The sequence below is a fragment of the Vibrio ishigakensis genome, assembly GCF_024347675.1.
In the GTDB taxonomy this organism is placed as follows: Bacteria; Pseudomonadota; Gammaproteobacteria; order Enterobacterales; family Vibrionaceae; genus Vibrio; species Vibrio ishigakensis.
Window position 1 is genome coordinate 2,134,259 of record NZ_AP024881.1, and the last position, 22,350, is coordinate 2,156,608.

17 protein-coding genes and 1 riboswitch are annotated in these 22,350 nt (G+C 47.8%); of the genes, 7 read left to right on the forward strand and 10 right to left on the reverse strand.

Annotation, left to right across the window (positions count from 1 at the left end; translation table 11 throughout):
- Positions 1–195 precede the first annotated feature (195 nt).
- Both Pcarn_RS09735 and pta read left to right on the forward strand, forming a co-directional pair.
- Complete coding sequence (locus tag Pcarn_RS09735; RefSeq protein ID WP_261833673.1) at positions 196–1,392, forward strand: acetate kinase; 1,197 nt, start codon at positions 196–198, stop codon at positions 1,390–1,392.
- A gap of 98 nt (positions 1,393–1,490) precedes the next feature.
- Positions 1,491–3,623 carry a phosphate acetyltransferase gene (pta, locus tag Pcarn_RS09740; RefSeq protein ID WP_261833674.1) on the forward strand — a complete coding sequence of 711 codons (2,133 nt, stop codon included), beginning with the start codon at positions 1,491–1,493 and terminating at the stop codon, positions 3,621–3,623.
- A 108-nt stretch (positions 3,624–3,731) separates the two neighbouring features.
- Here pta and rnd read toward each other — a convergent pair whose 3' ends face one another.
- From rnd to Pcarn_RS09770, 6 genes are all read right to left on the reverse strand, one after another.
- A complete protein-coding gene (gene rnd, locus Pcarn_RS09745) occupies positions 3,732–4,859 on the reverse strand; it encodes a ribonuclease D (protein ID WP_261833675.1) in 1,128 nt (375 codons plus the stop codon).
- A gap of 44 nt (positions 4,860–4,903) precedes the next feature.
- Positions 4,904–6,580 carry a long-chain-fatty-acid--CoA ligase FadD gene (gene fadD, locus Pcarn_RS09750; protein WP_261833676.1) on the reverse strand — a complete coding sequence of 559 codons (1,677 nt, stop codon included), beginning with the start codon at positions 6,578–6,580 and terminating at the stop codon, positions 4,904–4,906.
- Between the two features lie 158 nt (positions 6,581–6,738).
- Positions 6,739–7,572: an alpha/beta fold hydrolase gene (locus Pcarn_RS09755; protein ID WP_261833677.1), complete on the reverse strand. Its 834-nt coding sequence runs from the start codon at positions 7,570–7,572 to the stop codon at positions 6,739–6,741.
- Positions 7,573–8,121: a Slp family lipoprotein gene (locus Pcarn_RS09760; RefSeq protein ID WP_261833678.1), complete on the reverse strand. Its 549-nt coding sequence runs from the start codon at positions 8,119–8,121 to the stop codon at positions 7,573–7,575.
- 12 nt (positions 8,122–8,133) lie between these two features.
- Positions 8,134–8,835 (reverse strand): tRNA (adenosine(37)-N6)-threonylcarbamoyltransferase complex dimerization subunit type 1 TsaB, encoded by a 702-nt coding sequence (gene tsaB / locus Pcarn_RS09765; protein ID WP_261833679.1) that lies wholly within the window; start codon positions 8,833–8,835, stop codon positions 8,134–8,136.
- A gap of 27 nt (positions 8,836–8,862) precedes the next feature.
- A complete protein-coding gene (locus Pcarn_RS09770; RefSeq protein WP_390904430.1) occupies positions 8,863–10,791 on the reverse strand; it encodes an ATP-dependent DNA helicase in 1,929 nt (642 codons plus the stop codon).
- Positions 10,792–10,893: 102 nt separating this feature from the next.
- On the opposite strand from Pcarn_RS09770, the gene purU reads away from it, so the two are divergent.
- Positions 10,894–11,727, forward strand: a complete 834-nt coding sequence (gene purU / locus Pcarn_RS09775) for a formyltetrahydrofolate deformylase (RefSeq protein WP_261833681.1) — start codon at positions 10,894–10,896, stop codon at positions 11,725–11,727.
- On the opposite strand, the gene Pcarn_RS09780 is transcribed toward purU, so the two are convergent.
- Positions 11,722–12,309: a VOC family protein gene (locus tag Pcarn_RS09780; RefSeq protein ID WP_261833682.1), complete on the reverse strand. Its 588-nt coding sequence runs from the start codon at positions 12,307–12,309 to the stop codon at positions 11,722–11,724. The genes purU and Pcarn_RS09780 overlap by 6 nt on opposite strands.
- A 227-nt stretch (positions 12,310–12,536) precedes the next feature.
- Between Pcarn_RS09780 and argS the strand changes: the two genes are divergently transcribed.
- Entirely contained in the window at positions 12,537–14,270 is a 1,734-nt protein-coding gene (gene argS, locus Pcarn_RS09785) for an arginine--tRNA ligase (protein WP_261833683.1), read from the forward strand.
- A gap of 65 nt (positions 14,271–14,335) precedes the next feature.
- On the opposite strand, the gene Pcarn_RS09790 is transcribed toward argS, so the two are convergent.
- Positions 14,336–15,064 carry a YrhK family protein gene (locus tag Pcarn_RS09790; RefSeq protein WP_261833684.1) on the reverse strand — a complete coding sequence of 243 codons (729 nt, stop codon included), beginning with the start codon at positions 15,062–15,064 and terminating at the stop codon, positions 14,336–14,338.
- Positions 15,065–15,226: 162 nt separating this feature from the next.
- Positions 15,227–16,573 (reverse strand): MATE family efflux transporter, encoded by a 1,347-nt coding sequence (locus Pcarn_RS09795; protein WP_261833685.1) that lies wholly within the window; start codon positions 16,571–16,573, stop codon positions 15,227–15,229.
- A 101-nt stretch (positions 16,574–16,674) separates the two neighbouring features.
- Between Pcarn_RS09795 and Pcarn_RS09800 the strand changes: the two genes are divergently transcribed.
- Positions 16,675–17,616, forward strand: a complete 942-nt coding sequence (locus Pcarn_RS09800; RefSeq protein WP_261833686.1) for a LysR family transcriptional regulator — start codon at positions 16,675–16,677, stop codon at positions 17,614–17,616.
- A gap of 443 nt (positions 17,617–18,059) precedes the next feature.
- Positions 18,060–19,490, forward strand: a complete 1,431-nt coding sequence (locus tag Pcarn_RS09805; RefSeq protein ID WP_261833687.1) for a sodium-dependent transporter — start codon at positions 18,060–18,062, stop codon at positions 19,488–19,490.
- 64 nt (positions 19,491–19,554) lie between these two features.
- Here the strand turns inward: Pcarn_RS09805 and Pcarn_RS09810 are convergent, their stop codons facing one another.
- Positions 19,555–20,889, reverse strand: a complete 1,335-nt coding sequence (locus Pcarn_RS09810) for a sodium/glutamate symporter (RefSeq protein WP_261833688.1) — start codon at positions 20,887–20,889, stop codon at positions 19,555–19,557.
- A gap of 225 nt (positions 20,890–21,114) precedes the next feature.
- Positions 21,115–21,273: riboswitch (FMN riboswitch) on the forward strand.
- Between the two features lie 137 nt (positions 21,274–21,410).
- Between Pcarn_RS09810 and Pcarn_RS09815 the strand changes: the two genes are divergently transcribed.
- The gene (locus tag Pcarn_RS09815; protein WP_261833689.1) at positions 21,411–22,346 is read left to right on the forward strand and encodes a DMT family transporter; all 936 of its coding nucleotides are present in this window, start codon (positions 21,411–21,413) and stop codon (positions 22,344–22,346) included.
- Positions 22,347–22,350: the final 4 nt, after the last annotated feature.

A 22,350-nucleotide genomic window follows, 5' to 3' on the forward strand; every position in this document is an offset into this window, starting at 1 on the left:
GGCCTTTGCCTCTCTTACCTACATCTTAGGCGAGGGCGAGGTTCGATCGCAAGGAATGTAATCGTTATACGGACAGCAAAAGGATTTTGTTGCACATTTAAATAGAGTGGCGAAAACAGAAAAAAATTTCGTCTATTCTTGAAGACTAAATTCAATTGTTTCTGAGTTGTTCAGATAATAAACAGGTATCTAATCATGTCAAAGCTAGTTTTAGTTTTAAACTGCGGTAGTTCATCTCTGAAGTTCGCAATCGTTGATGCGGAAAACGGTGATGAGCACCTAACCGGTCTTGCGGAGTGTCTACACCTTCCTGAAGCACGTATCAAGTGGAAACTGGATGGTAAACACGAAGCTGAACTAGGTAACGGTGCAGCTCACGATGAAGCTCTATCTTTCATCGTAGACACTATCCTAGCTTCTAAACCAGAACTATCTCAGAGCCTAGCAGCTATCGGTCACCGTGTTGTACACGGCGGCGAGAAGTTCACTGAGTCAGCGCTTATCACTGACGACGTACTAAAAGGTATCGAAGACTGTGCAGCTCTAGCACCTCTTCACAACCCAGCTGCAATCGTTGGTATTAAAGCGGCTCAAAAAGCTTTCCCAAGTCTACCAATGTCTGCAGTATTCGACACTGCATTCCACCAGACTATGCCTCAGGAAGCTTACCTATACGCTCTACCATACAACCTATACAAAGAGCACGGCATCCGTCGCTACGGCATGCACGGTACTTCTCACCTATTTATCGCTCGCGAAGCAGCTGAGCAACTAGGCAAGCCAGCTAATGAACTAAACATCATTAACTGCCACCTAGGTAACGGCGCATCTGTATGTGCTATCAGAAACGGTGAGTCTGTAGACACTTCTATGGGTCTAACTCCTCTTGAAGGTCTAGTAATGGGTACTCGTTGTGGTGACATCGACCCAGCTATCATCTTCCACCTACACGACTCTCTAGGTTACACCGTTGATCAAATCAACACTATGCTAACTAAAGAGTCTGGCCTACAAGGTCTAACTGAAGTGACTTCTGACTGTCGTTTCGTTGAAGACAACTACGGTGGAAAAGAAGAAGCAACTCGCGCAATGGACGTGTTCTGTCACCGTCTAGCCAAGTACGTTGCTGGCTACACTGCGACTCTAGAAGGTCGTCTAGACGCTATCGTATTTACCGGTGGTATCGGCGAAAACTCTGGCCCAATCCGTGAGATGGTTCTTAACCGTCTAGGCGTATTCGGCATCGAAGTTGACGGCGAAGCTAACCTTAAAGCGCGCTTCGGTGGTGAAGGTACTATCACTACTGCTGACAGCCGCATCCCTGCAATGGTTATCTCTACTAACGAAGAGCTAGTAATTGCAGAAGACACAGCTCGTCTAGCTGGTCTTTAATGACTGAAACAGGAGAGGCTAGCCTCTCCTGTTTTCTATTGGTTCAGTTGTTCCCCTCAACTGACTATTAATTATCTATATCCCGAGGTCTTCAGACTATGTCTCGTACCATTATGCTTGTCCCAATTAGCGCTGGTGTAGGTCTTACCAGTGTTAGCATGGGTATTATTCGCGCAATGGAGCGTAAAGGCGTAAACGTATCGTTTTACAAGCCAATCGCACAACCGCGCACAGGTGGCAGTCAGCCAGATCTAACTTCGACTATCCTAGAGTCAAACAACGACATCAAGATCGGTGTTTCTACTCCAATGAACGAAGCACAAGATCTTATTCGTAATGAGCAAACTGACGTTCTGCTTGAAACCATCGTTGAGCGTTTCAACCAAATCAACGATGCAGACGTGACTCTAATCGAAGGTCTAGTTCCTACTCGTAAGCACCCATTCGCTAACCAAGTGAACGAAGAGATCGCTAAGACTCTTGGTGCTGAGATCGTATTCGTTGCAACTCCTGGTACTTACAACTCAGCACAACTTGCTGAGCGTATCGAGGTTGCAGTGTCTAACTTCGGTGGTAAGAAGAACAAAAACATCTCTGGTGTTATCATCAACAAGCTTAACGCTCCAGTTGATGAAGCAGGCCGTACTCGCCCTGACCTATCAGAGATCTTTGACGAGAACGACGCAGCGCACCAAGCTGACGTTAAAGCGATGGAAATCATCAACTCAAGCCCTATCCGCGTACTAGGTTGCGTGCCATGGAGCGTTGAGCTAATCGCTACTCGTGCCGTTGATATGGCTAAGCACCTAAACGCTGATTTCATCAACGAAGGTGACGCATCTACTCGTCGTATCAAGAGCATCACTTTCTGTGCACGTTCACTGCCAAACATGATCGAGCACTTCAAGCCAGGTTCACTACTAGTAACCTCTGCTGACCGTCCAGACGTAATCGTTGCAGCATCTCTTGCAGCAATGAACGGCGTAGACATCGGTGCTATCCTACTGACTGGCGGCTACGACATCCCTGAGTCAATCCACACTCTATGTAAGCCTGCTCTAGAGACTGGTCTTCCAATCTTCAAAGCACAAGGTAACACTTGGCAGACTTCTCTGAACCTTCAGAGCTTCAGCCTAGAAGTTCCAGCTGACGATAAAGAGCGCATCGAGTTCGTTAACGAACACGTTGCAAGCAACATCGACGGCCAATGGATCGACTCTCTAACTGAAGGTGCAGTTGCATCTCGTCGCCTAAGCCCACCAGCATTCCGTTACCAGCTAACTGAATTCGCTCGTCGTGCTAACAAGCGCATCATCCTTCCAGAAGGTGATGAGCCACGCACAGTTAAAGCTGCAGCTATCTGTGCTGAGCGCGGTATCGCGAACTGCGTGCTTCTAGGTAACCCAGAAGAAATCAAACGCGTTGCTGCACAGCAAGGTGTTGAGCTAGGTGCTGGCGTTGAGATCATCGACTCTGACGCAGTACGTGAGAAGTACGTTCCTCGTCTAGTTGAGCTTCGTGGTAAGAAAGGTATGACTGAGGTTGTTGCTCGTGAGAAGCTACAAGACTCTGTTTACCTAGGTACTATGATGCTAGAAGCGAACGAAGTAGATGGCCTAGTTTCGGGTGCAGTACACACTACTGCGAACACCATCGTTCCTCCGTTCCAAATCATCAAGACAGCTCCAGACACGTCTATCGTATCTTCAATCTTCTTCATGCTTCTGCCTGATCAAGTTCTTGTATACGGTGACTGTGCGATCAACCCAGATCCAACAGCTGAGCAACTTGCTGAAATCGCTATCCAATCTGCAGAATCTGCAGAGGCGTTCGGTATCGACCCTCGCGTTGCTATGATCTCTTACTCTACTGGTGAATCTGGTAAGGGTGCAGACGTAGATAAAGTACGTGAAGCGACCAAGCTAGCGAAAGAGAAGCGTCCTGATCTAATCATCGACGGTCCTCTACAGTACGACGCAGCTATCATGGAAAACGTTGCAGCTTCTAAAGCTCCAAACTCTCCAGTAGCAGGTAAGGCAACTGTATTCGTATTCCCAGATCTAAACACTGGTAACACGACTTACAAAGCGGTACAACGTTCAGCTGACCTAGTATCTATCGGTCCAATGCTGCAAGGTATGCGCAAGCCAGTTAACGACCTGTCTCGTGGCGCGCTAGTAGACGATATCGTTTACACCATCGCTCTTACTGCGATCCAAGCAACTCAATAATCACTTATTGATTAAGCTTGATAAGAAATCCGAGTGTTCGCACTCGGATTTTTTTATGCCCGAAATTCAGGTAATAAAAAACCCAGCTCAATCAGCTGGGTTTTCTTTTTAGCGATTCGCTTCAAGCTTTGCCAGAAGCTTGTCACCAAGTAGTGGCTTTCGCCAGCCTTGCATTAAATCTGGCAAGGCTTCTGGATTCTTATCCTTGCGCCACACCCAGGAGATTAGCTGATTAATCTGCTTTTTAGACGCCAGAAATTCAGGAGCCAGATGAGACTTATCCACTACCAGCTTAAGCTCATCTTTGAGTAGTTTGAACACCTGCTTATAGCCTGTCATATCCACAAGGCGCTCAATCTTAGCTGGCCACTCACCTTTAGGGGTTTCTTTGGCATCGTTGACTATCTGGGTAATGACACGACCATAGCGCTTCACCGAGCGCACATCACACTCTCGACGCTCCATCTCACGCCATGAGGTCAAGCTATAGCGGGCTACGGTCAAAAGGTCGGCTTCTTTAAACACGAAGTTCAAAGCCAGGTCTTTCTTCACCGCTTGCTCGTAGCGCCAAGTCGCAAGAGGTTTTAGGATACTCAGTTGTTGCGGGCTTAGCTGCCATGCACCCTTGATATCTAGATAAGCATTCTCTGGATTGGTATCGCGCACACGCTTAGACAGCTGAAGCTCAGTCTCTTGAATGGCATCTTGCCATAGGCCCATTTCCTCGATCTTGGCGTGCAGCTTTTGATACATAGGAAGCAGATAAAACACATCCGCTGCCGCGTAATCTAGCTGTTTCTGTGTCAGAGGACGCGCAAGCCAATCGGTACGAGACTCACTCTTATCTAGCTCAACGCCTAGGTATTCGTTCACTAGAGCAGCAAAGCCAGTCGACAGACCATGACCAAGGAAGGCCGCCATTACCTGAGTGTCCACCATAGGGCTAGGCACAGTTTGGAAATGGTGTTGGAACACCTCGATATCTTCACCGCAGGCATGTAATACCTTAAGCACAGATTGGTCTTGTAGCAGTTCCACAATCGGCGTCACGTCGGTGATTACATTGGTGTCCACCAAGGATAAGATCTCACCGTCGAACATCTGTACCAAACCCAATTGTGGGTAAAAGGTACGGGTGCGCACAAACTCAGTATCTAGCATTACCGCAGAGTGCTTACGGGCTACATCGCAGACGTTTTGCAACTCTTGGTTGCTAGTAATTATTTGATAATTCAAAGTATTCTCACAAATTAAAATCGCCCTTGAAGGGCGATTTAAGATTATGCTGTTTGGCTTTGCTCGGTTCTGAGCTCTCGCCTTAGTATCTTACCAACGTTGGTTTTTGGCAGATCTTCCATAAACTCAACAATCTTAGGCACTTTATAACCGGTCAGATGCTGACGACAATGGTTGATCAGCTCATCCTTGGTCAGAGATGGATCGCGTTTCACTACGCAGATCTTCACCACCTCACCAGAAACCTCATGCGGTTCGCCGATAGCAGCCACCTCAAGCACTTTACCGTGCAGAGCAACCACATCTTCAATCTCATTAGGATACACGTTAAAGCCAGAAACCAAAATCATGTCTTTCTTACGATCAACGATATGCAGGAAGCCTTCATCGTCAAAGCGCACCACATCACCCGTAGATAGCCAACCCTCTTGTGAGATAACCTCACGAGTGGCTTCTGGACGCTTGTAATAGCCCTGCATCACCTGTGGGCCTCGAACCTGAAGCTCGCCCACTTCGGTATTTGGCAGTGGATTACCCTCATCGTCCACCACACGCACCTCAGTAGAAGGCACAGGCAGACCGATAGAGCCGTTGTAGTCCGTCATATCGTGCGGACAACCAGAAACCAGTGGCGAGCACTCGGTTAGACCGTAACCCTCAAGCAGGAATACGCCTGTGGTTTTCTTCCATTTGTCAGCAACAGCCTGCTGAACCGCCATACCACCACCAACAGAGAGCTTCATACGACTGAAATCTAGCTCATGAAAGTCTTCATTGTTAACCAGAGCGTTAAATAGTGTGTTTACACCTGTGATAGCGGTAAACGGCACCTTCTTCAACTCTTTAACAAAGGTTGGGATATCACGCGGGTTAGTGATAAGCAGGTTGGTCGCACCTAGCTCCATAAACAGCAAGCCGTTCACGGTAAGCGCAAAGATGTGATACAGAGGAAGCGCAGTTACCACTAGCTCACGACCTTCATCTAGCTTAGCGCCATAAGCAGCTTTCGCTTGAAGAACGTTTGCCACCATATTGGTGTGTGTAAGAATCGCACCTTTCGCCACACCGGTGGTACCGCCAGTGTATTGCAAGAAAGCAATATCCTCACCGCTCATAAACGGCTTCACATATTGTAAGCGACGGCCTTTCTGTAGCGATTGTTTGAATGAGATAGCACCTGGTAGGTCATACTTAGGCACCATGCCCTTAACGTATTTAACTACGAAGTCAACGATCGTACCCTTAGCCGTAGGTAGCATCTGACCTAGGCTAGTCAGCACCACATTCTTCACTTTGGTGTTATCTACGATCTGCTCAAGGGTATTGGCGAAGTTCGAGACAATAACTATGGTCTCAACCTCGGCATCGTTTAGCTGATGCTCTAGTTCACGTGGGGTGTATAGCGGGTTTACGTTTACTGCGATACAGCCAGCACGAAGCACACCAAACAGAGCAATCGGATATTGCAGCAGGTTCGGCATCATAAGAGCGACACGGTCACCCTTTTTCAATTTCAATTCGTTCTGAAGATAAGCAGCGAATGCTCGGCTACGCTCTTCCAGCTTACGATATGTCATAACCGAGCCCATATTGATAAAGGCTGGTTGATCTGGGAAACGGCGAACTGCGTTCTCAAACATCTCCACTAGAGACGGATAGGTATCCGGGTCAATTGATTCTGGCACGTCAGCGGGATAACGGGAGAGCCAAGGTTTATTCACGTCATTACTCCTGAAAAAAATAGGGGCGCATTATATACCCAGAAGTCAGGTGAAGTCAGTGCGCTAGGGCATTGAAATCACTTGTATTATTAGATTTTAACTATCAGGGTAGCTGAAAATTGAACATGTGTTTAATTTGCGTTCACAAAAGCGAACATTTAAGCATTCAATAGCTCGAAAAATGCACGAGCGATGGGCTCAGGTGTAGAAATGTGGCAATGATGACCGCCCTCAATCTCAAGGAGCTTGGTATTTGGATTGCCATGTTGCTCAAAGTGGTGAGGTAAACCAGCAAAGCCAGTTTTACCCAGAATCAGAAGATTTTTATTCGGAAGCAGATTAAGAACCTGCTTTGCATGCGACTCTGACATTCGATACAAAGAGTCGGCTTTGAGTCTCGGGTCGTGGCGCCACTGCCAGCCAAACTTTTGCTCGATGATGTCACGATGCACAATGGGTGCTATCTGCTCTTCGGTCAATTCGGTGCTTGATGCCCTAAGCGCTAACATAGGAGCAATATCGGGAAACAAGCGTCGCGGTTTATTAATGATTCGCTGGCGGCTCTGAATACCCTTTTTAAGACGAGAAATGGCATTGTGCTCAGGCTCAAACATGGGCCCATAGCCCTCTATTTGAGTAAGACTCAACACATGCTCTGAAAAGGCAGCACTATAGCAACTGGATATCAACGCTCCCATTGAGTGCCCCACCAGATGCACTGGCGTTTTCAGCTCAGTAATAACCTGATTGAGTACATCGAGATAGTCATGAAATGGGTAAAAGCCCGACTTTGCATGGGAACTATACCCATGACCGGGAAGATCCAAGGCTATGTATCTAAGGCGAGGATTGAGCGTAACCATCTGTGCAATCAGAGGCTCGAATGAGGCCGCATTGTCGAGCCAACCATGCAGAAATAGAACAGTTTCTACATGTGAGTCGTTCGAGACCTCAATAGTACTCAGCTGATAGTCATTAAGGTTAAATTGCACCTACTCTACCTGCTGGATCACTTGCCCAGTGGTAGGCCCAATGCGCACCTCGCGACAATATAGAGAGCGACAAGGGAAGGTGTTGATTGGCTGGTCGTGAACTATCACCTTCTCCTTGATCTGCCAAAGGTGGTAACCAGAAGCCTTCATCACTGGGAAGCGATATTCGTACTCTCCTACCTTACCCAACTCATAGCCATCTGAGTTACCCAAAATGCTCACTAAGCGACCTTTAGAGTAGGTCACAGGGTCAACGAAACCATCTATGTACGCCACAAAGCGCCCCTCTGGCTCAACGTTGATATCTGGCTTGCCATTATTCTCGATAGGCAGATTCACTACCTCGATACGAGTGCGCTCAGCCTCATTATCAACCTTAGCGATAACACCGCCAAGTCGCACTGTGGTCAGCGACTCTTGAGGCGCGTTAATCCAAGTCTGATAATCCGTGACGAGATTCTGGTCTTCAGTTTTCAAGGATTCTGGCAAAGAGGCGCAACCTGAAAGAAACAGTGCCAGAGCCAATACAAACAGGGTCTTCTTTGCCATTTTTTACTTCCTCTATTCTCGGCCTGGAAGCTTCTTCCAAGCAACCTTGTCACGCAGATAAACAGGAGATGCCTCTTCAGGGCCAACCAGTTTATCTTCACTCCACTCTTGGGAAGCAACAGCGACAATGTCTTGTGATTCTGGATACAGCACACCGCTTTCGGTGCGATTCAGTTTAAGGCCAGCTAGCTCTTCGCTGTAGGCATCCCAACCTGTGCCGACTTGAGTCCAGCTGTTGCCGTCTTCGGTGACTTGCTCACTAAGTTCAGCCGGTGGGATAACACACTCAGCGTCAACCTCAGACCAACTGTTATCTTGCTGACGGCTAAAGCGGCCCCAATACACCTCGCTCATTCGCGCATCGATGGCGGCAGCAACATGAGTTGCACCGGATGTGCGATAAGCACCCTGAGCCATGGCTTTTAGGGTCGATACACCCAGCATAGGCAGGTCAGCGCCAAAGGCTAAACCCTGGGCAACACCGATACCGATACGAACACCGGTGAAGCTGCCTGGCCCACGACCAAATGCTAGGCCATCTAGGTCAGTCAGCTTGATACCGGCCTCGGCTAGGATCGCATCCACCATAGGCAGGATTTTTGTTGTGTGGCCTCTCGGTGAGACCTCGCCACGATGAAACAGTTCACCATCTACAAGTAGAGCAGCCGAGCAAAACTCGGTAGAGGTGTCTAAAGCTAAGATTTTAGCGCTCATGTAACTCTCAATTATTCGTAGTCAAACTTACTGTCGATCACCGTCGACAGACTGAAGAAATTCTTTTACCACCGAGACACTTCGGGTTCTCGGCATTGGGGGCAAGCTAGATAAGAACAGCTTGCCATAGTCTCGAGTTACCAAGCGGTTGTCGCAGATGATCAATGCGCCCTTATCGTTGGTATCTCGAATCAAACGTCCCGCACCCTGCTTTAATGCAATCACGGCATCGGGCAGTTGCACCTCAGAGAAGGGCTCACCTCCACTGAGTTTACAATCCTCGATTCGGGCCTTAAGAAGCGGGTCATCTGGGGCGGTAAAGGGCAATTTGTCGATGATAACACAGCTTAATGTGTCACCTCTAACATCAACCCCCTCCCAGAATGCACCTGTTGCAATAAGCAGCGCATCTCCAAGAGAAACGAACTCTTGTAGCAGGGCTTGCTTACTGCTCTCCCCCTGCATCAGAACCGGCAAGTCGAGGCGTTCACGAAAACGTTCAGTGAGATCTTTTACCATAGCGTGTGAGGTGCAGAGAAAGAAACAGCGACCTCTGTTGGCCTCGATAACCGGCCCAAGCATAGAAACCAGCTTTTGCGACATCATAGGACTATTCGGCTCAGGCAGATATCTTGGCACACACAATTTGGCCTGGGTTTGATAATCAAATGGGCTGGTTAAAGCTATCTGCTGTTTCGGTTTTAGACCCAAGCGCGAGGTAAAGTGGCCAAAGTCGTTGGAAACCGACAGGGTTGCTGAGGTAAAAACCCAACTGCCACCCTGCTCTGTTACCTGCTGTTGAAATTTGTCTGCCACTGATAATGGCGTGATGTTCAACGAGAAATGGCGTCTGGTGCAATCAAACCAGTAGGAATATCCCATGATGGAGGTATCACAGACCCGTTCAAGGCGGTTCTGAAGCACGGTCACCCTATCAAAGGCGGTGTCCAAAAGCTGGGAGCGTCCAAGAGCAACCTTGAGTACTTCACGTGCCAATTGCAGGGCATCACTGAGTCTCTCCACATTCCGCTGAACATCGAGATTTTTCATGCTCTCACGCCAGTTTCCGCGAAAGCCCGGTTCACCCAAAGAGATTCGAAGCTCTGCCGCCGTACTCACTAGCTTATCCGCCACCTTTTGCAACTGACGCATATCCTTGGCCTCAGTGCGATAGCCAATCTCTATATCCTTAGCTAGCTCATTTACCTGACGCGAGCTCAGTGATTGGCCAAAATACTGACTGGCGATGTCTGGGATCTGGTGTGCCTCATCGAAGATAAATACCTCTGCCTCTGGTAATAGCTCACCAAAGCCAGTCTCTTTCACCGCCATATCCGCTAAAAATAGGTGATGGTTCACCACCACAAGGTCTGCCTCTAGTGCGCGGTTTCTCGCCTTGAATACAAAGCAGTCATCGTAGCTAGGACACTCTTTTCCTAAGCAGTTATCGTTGTTCGAGGTGATGTCAGCAATTACAGGGCTATCTTCTGGCAGGTCCTCACATTCACCCAAGTCTCCCGACTGGGTAGATGAGGACCAAGAGCGCACCTTGACCAATTGGCTAAGAAGCTGTGGATCGGCGTGATGACCATGACTCTCTATCATCTGGCGACTTAGTCTATCTAGGCAAAGGTAGTTTGCCCTGCCCTTCAAAAGTGCCACTCGACCAGTAAAGCCTAGGGCGTCTTTCATTAACGGAAGGTCACGGTGATACAACTGCTCTTGCAGGTTTTTAGAACCGGTTGAGACTATGGCTTTCTTACCACTTAATAAAGCAGGGGCTAGATAGGCAAAGGTCTTACCGGTACCCGTACCTGCCTCAACCACCAGCTGGCTTTTCTCCTTGATGGTATCCATCACCGCCTGCGCCATTTCGGTCTGGGCATCACGCGGTTGAAAGCCCTTTATCGCCTTACCTAGGGCTCCATCGGTGGAAAAAACCTTATTTATCTTCAACTTAGTTCCTTTTTGAATTCTATGCTCGCCTTTAACAAGGGCTGGCATCAAAAGCATTCTTGAGTATAGTGAGGGTATTAAGTAACCAAAGGAATCCGTTTCATGGAAAGAAAAACCCTGCTTACCCATTGCTCAGACGAGCCGGGTCTTATCGCTAAGATTACCAACATCTGTTACAAGCATCAGCTAAACATTATCCATAACAACGAGTTTGTTGATAATACCAGCGGTCATTTCTTTATGCGTACCGAGCTTGAGGGTAACTTCAACGATGCTGTACTAATGGAAGACCTTGAGTTTGCGCTACCTAAGGGGGCGAGCAAGAAGCTAGTAGATTCTTCAAAGAAGAAGGTGGTTATCCTAGTCACCAAAGAGGCGCACTGCCTAGGCGATATCCTGATCAAAACCTTCGACGGTACATTGAATATCGATATTGCAGCGATTGTAGGTAACTACGATACTTTGCAGCCACTAGCGGAAAAGTTCGATATCCCATTTCGCCATGTCAGCCATGAGGGATTAAATCGCGACGAGCATGAGGCTAAGCTGTGCGAAGCGATCAATGAGTTTGCCCCAGACTATCTTGTGCTTGCCAAGTATATGCGTATCTTAAACCCGGGCTTTGTGGCCCAATACAGGCATAAGATCATCAATATTCACCACAGCTTCCTACCAGCCTTCATCGGGGCTAAGCCATATCAGCAAGCGTATGAGCGCGGGGTAAAAATCATAGGTGCGACTGCGCACTTTGTTACCGATGATCTCGATGAGGGACCAATCATCAAGCAGGACGTTATCCCTGTGGATCACAACTTTAGCGCCAAAGACATGGCTCAAGCCGGTCGTGATGTAGAGAAGAACGTCCTGAGTAAGGCCCTAAACAAGGTGGTGAATGACCACGTATTTGTCTACGGCAACAAAACGGTAATCCTATAGGCCTTGTTCGGACTCGACAACAGCCTTTAGCGGATGGGGGTGTAGCTTAATGCACACCCCTTTATTTTTGATGGCGACCGTCGGGTTAGCCAGACGCTCACCTTCGCCTTTCGGGCTAGATAGCTTGAGCTTGAAATCCCCCTCTTTCACTGCCTGTTCAAAGCTTGGATAAGCCTGTTTCAGCTCTGCAAAGAAGTCATCAGCGCTTTGTGCATTCGAGGGAATCACGAACTCAACATGCTCCCAGTCTTGCACCGGATAGAGCTTTCCTTCTGCTGGATATGGCAGCTCAAGGCATTCGATATTCCATCCTTTCACCTTAATCGGCTCATCAAACAAGATAACCACGATTGGGCGACCGTTGATCATCGCCTCTGAGATGGTGCTGCCATGCTCAGACCAAGCCTGATGAGCAAGCCTGGCAAGCTCACTATCATTGATACGAAGCGCTAGATGGTCCGCCTGAAACTCGGCGATTGGCAGGTTAAGTTCTGTGGCAAGAGCTTGAATCTTATCCATAAATTCTTCAACGCGCCCTAGCATCTGCTGCGGGTGTAATTCGGCTTGTGTTAGCTTGTCCAAAGCTTGCTCTCCATCGAGTGTTGAATGAGAAAATCCAAGCGGATTGTAACCATAATTCTACGCATCTCAAGTGCATAGATTAGCAGCCCCAATAACAAGCGATTCAAATAGCTCTCGGCTATCGATCCTCAGCCGTTTAGTTGTTATCATGAACGCCATTTTTCTAACTTAGACAATGAAGGCCCTCTTTTTTGCCTTCATGCATCCTCAATTTGAAGGACTAGCGCGTGAATATCCAAGCACTTATTAACGACAAAGTTTCCGAAGCACTGACCGCTGCAGGTGCACCTGCAGGTAGCCCAGCTGCTGTACGTCAATCTGCAAAGCCTCAGTTTGGTGACTACCAAGCAAACGGCGTAATGGGCGTTGCAAAACGACTAGGAACTAACCCACGAGAATTCGCGCAAAAAGTGTTAGACAACCTAGACCTAGACGGTATCGCAAGCAAAACCGAGATCGCAGGTCCTGGCTTTATCAATATCTTCCTAAGCGAAGAGTTTCTAGCTAAGTCAGCGCAAGCGGCTCTTGCTGATAAGCGCCTAAGCGTTGCGACTGAAGAGCAAAAAACTATCGTTGCTGACTACTCGGCTCCAAACGTAGCGAAAGAAATGCACGTTGGTCATCTTCGCTCAACCATCATCGGTGATGCGGTAGTTCGTACTCTAGAATTCCTTGGTCACAAGGTTGTTCGTGCAAACCACATCGGTGACTGGGGTACTCAGTTCGGCATGCTTATCGCAAACCTAGAACGCGTTCAGCAAGAAGCTGGCGAGGTTTCTATGGAACTGTCTGACCTAGAAGCTTTCTATCGTGAGTCGAAGAAACTGTACGACGAAGACGAAGCGTTCGCTGAGCGCGCTCGTAACTACGTAGTTAAGCTACAAGGTGGTGACGAGTACTGCGCTGAGATGTGGAAGAAACTGGTTGATATCACCATGGTTCAAAACCAGCGTAACTACGACCGTCTAAATGTTTCTCTATCGCGTGAAGACGTGATGGGTGAGAGCATGTACAACGACATGCTGCCTGGCATCGTTGCTGACCTTAAAGAGAAAGGCCTAGCGGTTGAAGATGACGGCGCTCAGGTTGTATTCCTTGAAGAGTATAAGAACAAAGACGGCGAAGCTATGGGTGTAATCATCCAGAAACGCGACGGCGGTTTCCTATACACCACTACCGACATCGCATGTGCTAAATACCGCTACGAGCAACTTGGCGCAGATCGCGTACTTTACTTCATCGACTCACGTCAGCACCAGCACCTAATGCAAGCTTGGACCATCGTTCGTAAAGCGGGCTATGTGCCAGAAGAGGTATCTCTAGAGCACCACGCATTCGGCATGATGCTTGGCAAAGATGGTCGTCCATTTAAGACCCGTGCTGGCGGTACTGTACGTCTTGCTGACCTTCTTGATGAAGCAGAAGAGCGCGCTATCAAGCTTATCGAGTCTAAGAACCCAGAGCTGGCTTCTGAAGAGAAGACTAAGATCGCTAACACAGTTGCTATGGCAGCGGTTAAATACGCAGACCTTTCTAAGCACCGTACTACTGACTACGTGTTTGATTGGGACAACATGCTAGCATTCGAGGGCAACACAGCGCCTTACATGCAGTACGCATACACCCGTGTGGCATCTGTATTCGCAAAAGCGGGCATCTCTATGGATGAGCTGTCTGGCGATATCAAGATCACCGATGACAAAGAGAAAGCGCTTATCGCTAAACTGCTTCAGTTTGAAGAAGCGGTACAAGCAGTAGCTCGCGAAGGTCAACCACATATCATGTGTAGCTACCTGTTCGAGCTAGCGGGTCAATTCTCTAGCTTCTATGAAGCATGTCCTATCCTAGTAGCAGAAGACGAAGCGGTTAAACAAAGCCGTCTACAACTTGCTGCGCTAACAGCGAAGACCATCAAACAAGGTCTATCACTACTAGGTATCGAGACTCTAGAGCGCATGTAATCTCCGTTAAAGAGATAAAAACTGCAAAGGCCTGAATTTGATATTCAGGCCTTTTTGTTTGTGCGCTAAACCAATGCTTTCGTCCCTTCGAGCCGGGCTAACTTCCTTTGAACCAAGAGATAGGCTCGCCAATAGTTAAATATCCCACCGAGCAAAAATAGCAGACTGCCAATCATATATTGCCACGCCAGAAAATTGAGTATCAGGCGATGGTCATTGGGTGACTCAAATACCCACAGATAGGGAATAGAAGCAGTGCCGTATAGAACCGAACCGACAATGAAGGTGATTGAGGTTAGATTCATCAACTGTAAAAGCTGTATCGATTCTGCCTTGATGATAAGAAATACGTTCACACTAGCCCCGGCAATAAACAGGGCGCTACCTATGATAAACAGCCAGGTGCTGATAAGTATGTGCTCCGCGCCAAAGAAGCCAGCAATACGCCCGAACACAAAGCTTAACGTACCGAGCAAATAACTCAGCCCAGCCACATACTCCAACACCTCATCTAGGCTATGTGATTTACATCTGCGCCAATAGCGTCTTATCTCTAACATCTGATGGGCATTAACCACCAGATACACAAGAGAGGCACACAAAAATAGCCAACTTCCAATATAGGCATGTTCAGCTTGGGCTGGGAAAAAGAAATAACTGCCTGCAACGAATAGTACCCCACCTAATTTATAGGCGATGGCATTGATCGTCTCCCAACGAAACTGAGCCGACAGTTCCTTGCTACTAGAGGTGAGATTTAGCAGGCGACGACGATTAGAAAAAACATGAGGCATTCAGGCTAGGTCTCGGAGATCCAGGTAATAGATAAGGCGCTCTTTATAGCGCCCCGCAGATAACCTGTATTTTCTCGCTAGCTAGCCTCTAGCGCGACTCACCGTTGATGGACAACATCGTACATAAACAAAAAACCTCTGCCGTTAAGCAGAGGTTTTACATTAAGCGACTTGGACCTGTGAATGAGAATGGAATCGACGGGTTTCAAAGATAACCTGTGCTAGCAGCAAGATACCTGTCACACCTAGACCTATGCCTATCCCGCCCCAGATGCCTGCGAGGCCAAACGCCTTCATTAGAAGCCAGGCCGCTGGCAGGCCAAACGCCCAGTAACCGATTGCAGTCATTATGGTAGGCACTACCACTATCTTCATGCCACGCAAAATATTGATGGCCAGCAATTGCCATGCATCCACCACAAAGCACAGCGCCACTACCCAGATAACTGAGCTGAGTATATCGGTAAGCTCATGGCCTCCATCACTGTCTAACTGGAACAGGCTTGCGACTGATTCGGGCCAGATAGCAAAACCAGCTGCAATAACAAAGCTCAGCGCAGAGACAATGACAAAACTCTTCTTAGCAATAGCGGTAATGCCATTGTAATTGGTCGCACCGTACTCTTTGCCTACCAAGATGGCGGCAGCCTGAGCGAAACCAAAGTTGATGTTCCAAGTAAAAGACAGACATTGCAGTAAGATCTGATGCAGTGCTAAAGAGGCAACGCCTATCATGCCTGCCATCAAGGTACCGCCATAGATAAGTCCGTGCTCTAGCATACTGGCAAAGGCGATAGGTGCACCCATGGACAAAAGAGGAAGCATCAGCTTAGGCGTATACTCTTGAAGATTTAACCAAGGGGCAAAGCGCTGATATTTCTGCTGATTGAATACCCAGAAACCATAACCAAGCAACACTAACCAAGCCGCTATCGCCGTGCCATAACCTAGCCCCGCAATACCCCAATCTAGGGTAAAGGCAAGCAAGTAGCTGATAGGCACATTCACAATCACGGTCACGATAGACATCAGCATTACCGAGCGTACATCACCAAAGGTGCTGGTTAGGCCTCGAAGTACCAATAGCAAGAGCGTTGGTAACATGGCCCACTTCAATGCATGCAAGTACAGCATGGCGATCTCAATCACTTCAGGGGACTGCTGAGCATTTAGTAGCAATTGCGGCGCAAACACAAAGCTAAAGCTGAGCAGTACGCTTAGTAATACTGAGAGCATCACCGCTCCCTTCACCGCAAAGCGGATCTGCTCGCGGCCATATTCAGGCCTTGCGATACTTTGTCCGTACGCGATGGCGATTAGGTTGGCAACGCAACCAACTGCGCTACTTGCGATAAGAAAAACAAACGAATATACAGAGGCGCCAAGTCCACCAGCGGCTAGGTCCGCAACACTGATGCGCGACATCATCCAGACATCGGTGAGTACCAAAGCCATAGCGATGAGTTGAGATAATGTCAGTGGTAGCGCTAGCTTTAGGATGTTTTTCATACTGCCCTCATGGTTTGAGGGATAAAGTTACTGCCAAATAGGCCCATCTTCAATTAACATTATTGATAGATTGGCATTACCTGAAATCATGCGAGAGTGTTATGAAGCCCTATCCAGATATCCCCTATTCCCACAACAGCTTGAAAACCTTCGAGGCAGTGGCGAGACATCTGAGCTTTACCGATGCCGCATTGGAGCTCAGCGTCACCCAAAGTGCGGTCAGCAGACAGGTAAAACAGCTGGAGCAAGGGCTAAAGACAGAGCTTGTCACCCGCATGCACCGCAGTATCGAGCTGACCAAGCAAGGGGCCGAACTCTTCCTTGTACTGCAGAAGAACTATCAGAGTGTCCAGTCATTAATAGAATCTTGGCATTCCAGCGATCAGCAACGTATCGTGATAAAGGCGGCGCTCAGCTACGCAACGCGCTCACTGCTTCCCAAGATACAGCAACTTCAAGAGCGCTATCCTGAACACGAGATAGTAGTTATTCCCATCATCGAAGAAGATGAAGCGATCAAAGCCAATGACTATGACCTGCTGATCTTAAACTCTAGAGCGCCGCACCTTTACAAGAACAGACCAGATATTGAGTTTCTTCGCTATGAGTACATGGGGCCAGTCTGCTCACAGGAGATCTATTCGCAGCATGTGGATTTAGACGCACTACTCACACTTCCTCGCCTGCACTCGACGTTGGATCATCACGATTGGAAAACCTGGCTTGCATCCATAGGGCATAGAGATAACCGAAAAGCGCGTAATACTACGTTTTTTACCTTGGACCTGGCGCTCAGTGCTTGCTTGTCAGGACAGGGAGTGACTGTGACCGATCTTCTTTTGATACTGCCTGAACTAGAACATGGCTATCTAGTTAGCCCAAGTAATATCCAGATCCTACCCTCTGAATGGCAATATTTTTGCCACTGCCGATCTTCTTCTGCTGTTGTGCAAGGAGTACAAGAGTGGATCAAGCAGGAGGCGAATAAGGAAATTGATGTGCTTCGAGGGCTAAGCCAAAAATTTGGTTGGGATTTACAGTAGAGCCAGAATTAGCAGGGTAAAGAATCAGCTTAGTGCATCAATTCCCCACAAATATTCATTCAAGCCGTGCTGCAAACAAGGTCGTTTAAGTGCATTTTATCTGACATTGATGAAATTTATGCATTGAGATCGTCAAAATGACAAGTTTCACCTTGTCAATATGCATAGGTAATCGAGAGATAATGTTAGTGAAATGTTATCTGTAAAGATATTTTTGCAGGATTAAATATGAATGCAGAACAATAAATCAGCGGTTGAGCACAATAATTAGATCTAAATCCAACTAATTGCACTTTTGGGGTTCCAACTTTACCCAAAGCCTGATTAACTTGCCACTTCAAGAGCGTCAATCTAACTTTTTGAAAGTGTATAAGAAACTGTACACCTAATTTTTAAGGCGCCGATTTAGTAACAAACACAATATTATATTTGATGGAGTAATTGTGGCGACTGGTAACACAACAGCAGCCCCTCGTGATAACTGGGGCTCACGACTAGGATTTGTTATGGCCGCAGCAGGTTCAGCTGTAGGTCTAGGTAACATTTGGAAATTCCCATACACAGCTGGTGAGAACGGTGGTGGTGCATTTGTACTTATCTACCTTGCGTTCGTAATCTTTATCGGCTTCAGCGTAATGCTGACCGAATTTGCGATCGGCCGTCATACGAGCCGTTCAGCTGTAGGTTCATTTAAATCGACAGACAAGCGTTGGACCTTTGTTGGTGTAATCGGTGTACTAAGTGGTCTATTGATCATGGGCTTCTACCCTGTAGTAGGTGGTTGGGCTCTAGCGTACATTCCTAAGATTGCAACAGGTCTTCTAGACACCCCAGAAGCTATCGGTGACAGCTTCGGCGGCTTTATCTCTAACCCAGTTCAACCTCTACTTTGGATGGCAGCATACCTAGTGCTTAACATCGTTATCGTAAGTAAGGGTATCTCTGGCGGTATCGAGAAAGCTGGTAAGGTTCTAATGCCTCTACTATTCCTTATCCTTATCATCGTAGCGGTGAAAGGTCTTTCTCTAGAGGGTGCTGGTGCAGGTCTTGAGTTCCTATTCAAGCCAGACTTCTCGAAAGTAGACAGCCACGTTGTTCTAGCAGCACTTGGTCAAGCGTTCTTCTCACTATCTCTAGGTATGGGTTGTATGATCACATACGGTAGCTACCTGAAGAAGAAAGAGAACCTAGTTCAGACTACAGGTATGGTTGTAGGTATGGATACTGCGGTAGCTCTACTTGCAGGTATCGCTATGTTCCCAGCAATGTTCGCGTTCAACATGGAACCAGCAGCTGGCCCAGGTCTAGTATTCGTTGTTGTTCCTCAGCTATTCGCTGAAATGGGCGGCGTAGGTCTACTGTTCGCACTTATGTTCTTCATCGGTCTAACGGTTGCAGCACTAACCTCTTCTGTATCTCTTCTAGAAGTAGTTGTGTCTTACCTAATCGACGAGAAAGGCATGAAGCGTACCACTGCAGTACTTTCTGCTAGCTCAGTAATGGCTATCATGTGTGTGTTCGCATCACTATCTCTAGGTGGTCTTGGTCCTACACTGTTCGATACAGGCGTATTCGACATCTTCGACCTACTGACTGACAAGGTATTCCTAGCGGTTGGCGGTATGTTCATCTGTATCTTCGCAGGCTGGCGTCTAAACCGTGCTGACCTTGAGAAAGAAATCACCAACGAAGGTAAGGTATCTTTCCCACTGTTCGGTCTATGGTACAACCTAGTTAAGTACGTGATTCCTTTCGCTGTAGCAATCGTTGCAATCGCTGGTATCGTAAGCGGCTTCGATAGCGGTAAAGGTCCAATCATGATTCTTGCTATCGCAATCATTGGCCTAGCGGCAATCTTCTCTCGTCGCTTCTAATTAAAGCGTTCGAATAAAAAATGCCCTGCTCATTGAGCAGGGCATTTTTGTTTTAGACGGTATATTAGGCGCTAGCTACCTGATAGCGATTGAGCACAAAGCGCCAGATAAACAGTACAAAGGCTAGATAGCCCACACCCACGGCCAGTGCCTGCCAATACAAACCGTTATACATAGCGATTGGCATCAACGAGATAATAAAGATATCCGTGATAGAGCCAGGTACATAAGCGATAGCGTAATCATCTAGCACCTTACTGCGCATCTTAGGGTCAACGATTCTAAGTAGCGCGATTCCCATAGCCACAGTGCCGGTGAGCCAACCCCAGGTAAAGATACCCTTTTCAAACCAGTCATCACCTAGCATACGTGGTGCCACCCATAGCACTAGCCAAAGGGTAAAGATCACACCGCCGGTCGCTAGGATCACCATAGGCAGTAGATATTGAACTAGTACGGTGATCTTGATAGCGGATATGCCAAAGATAATCAGATAATCAGTGCTGATACCCGCCGCGTGTTTAAAGGCACCGTCACAAAGATAATCTTGAGCTTTGGTCTGCTTAGCGGCGATACGCACCAGCATGCCGCCTAAAAAGCCTGTTACAAAAGTTGGAATCTGTACCTTATCGTGAAAGCCCGACAGATAGTTAGCTGCAACGTAAGAAAACGCAGTTACCACGACCACCAGCGCTGCATGTACCGCAAAGGTATCTACCGACAAAGAAGACATAGTGTCTTTCATCACTGGGCTCTGCTCTTGTGGCTCAACCAGACCTTTACGCTCATACTCGTTCATCTTATCGAACGAGGTAAAGCTCTGGATAAAGCCCAGTTTTAGAGCGACCTGTAAGATGAGCATTCCCACAGAGATAGAGATAAAGATACCGACAGTGGCAAAGGTCAAACCTAGGGTGAAGCCATCTTCCCAACCCAATGAGGTAAAGATAGAACCCACTACAGAGGCTGAGCCATGACCGCCCATAAAGCCTGCCGACATGGTTACGCCAAGACCAGGGTTAATGTCTGGCCAGAAGAAGGTCACTAGACCTAAGCCTAGGAAAGCCGCAAATAGCCATTGGGATACAGAACACACCTGATTAAAGGCCCACAAAGAACCAGCGCGGGTTGCTACTTGCTTAGGTGATGGTACATCTGTAGCTAAGCCTAATGCTGAAAAAAGGGCAGCAGTCAAAAGACCCGCATTGGCAGTAAAGGTATCTGTCCACGGCAGAACATCGTATACCGCAGGGCCCAAGACTAGGCCCATCAAACCTGCCAGTACGGCAGAAGGAACATATAGGCGTTGTAAGAAGGTAAAGTGAACGCGCAGAATCTTAGCGGCTATTAGCAGTAGGCCTGCAATAGCGAGATCAGTAAGCATTAAACCTTGTGGCATTGAAACTCCCACGAAAAGAGCCTCGATAATTGGTCGAAAAGTTGCGTTTAGCTGTTAAAAGCTTCAATAAGTTGCGTATTGACCTGAGGCTGACAATTACAAAAACGCCGGATTCTAGAGACATTGATCACGTTTTGCAAATGCAGCGCCTGCATATCTATACAAGTGGTCAATAAGCGCCCACGGTTTGGGTGTAGGAATCTAGGTATAAATTTGTTACCTTACACAAGACTTCAGGGCGGGGCGGAATTCCCCACCGGTGGTAAAAATCAGCTCAAATGAGCGTGATTTTGAGCCCACGAGCGCTTTCGATTACTCGAAAGGTCAGCAGATCTGGTGAGAACCCAGAGCCGACGGTTATAGTCCGGATGAAAGAAGTAAATTGCACCAGCATTTATGTTGGTGTGTGTTTCGTTGTTGTAGAAAAGCTGCGTGCGCTTTTGCGTCCCACACTCTGCCTTCGATCGCTACTCCTTTTTTAGCCCCTGTTAACGAATTGACTCACACGTCGGAGAATTATCGTGGCAGGAATCTTACTTGTAATGCTAGCAGCTGGCCTATGGGCGGCTGATACCCTCTTTCGCTATCCGCTCCTTGAGAGCAACAGCACCCTACAGATCGTCTTTTTCGAACACCTACTTCTGGTACTCATGCTGGGAATAGCGCAGATCTTTATTCCAAAATGGCGCTTTTCCTATATAAAAGGCACCATCTTCGCCTTTGTACTTATTGGCGTATTTGGCTCGGCCATAGGCACCCTCGCCTTTACCAAGGCGTTTAGCCTGATGAACCCGACCTTGGTGATATTGCTGCAAAAGTTGCAGCCAATTGTGGCCATCTCACTGTCGGTTATCTTGCTCAAAGAGAAGCTACAGAGGCACTTTCTGCTGTGGTCGGCCATCAGCTTGATGGGCAGTATCGTGATGATAGCGCCAGATATCCTTGAGCTTCTGCACGAAGAGGCAGTATGGCATTACAGCCCTGAGATCATTGCGATTCTCACCGGCTACGGCTGTGCACTGCTTGCGGTTGTAGCATGGGGGGCATCTACTGTTTATGGCCGTAAGCTTACTCTCAAGGGCTATAACAGCGTGCAGATCATGTCTGGACGTTTCACCCTAGCCTTTATTGTGCTGACCCTAGCTATGCTTTATAGCGGTGAAACCTTTAGCCTGTCGGACGGTAGCTTTAGCTCGCTATTCTATATGGTTCTGTTATCTGGTCTGTTCGGCATGTTTATCTACTATAAAGGGCTTGAGCGCATTCCTGCTCGCTACGGCACCATAGGTGAGTTGTTCTTCCCTGTATCTGCAGTAGCCATCAACTGGTATGCCTTTGATGCGACCTTGAGTGCACCGCAGATCATTGGCGCTGTTATGTTGGTAGGAGGTGCGCTAATGTTGAGTCGAGAGCCAAATCCTGAGCCTCAATCTACTCAAACGGTAAACGCACACTAGGAGT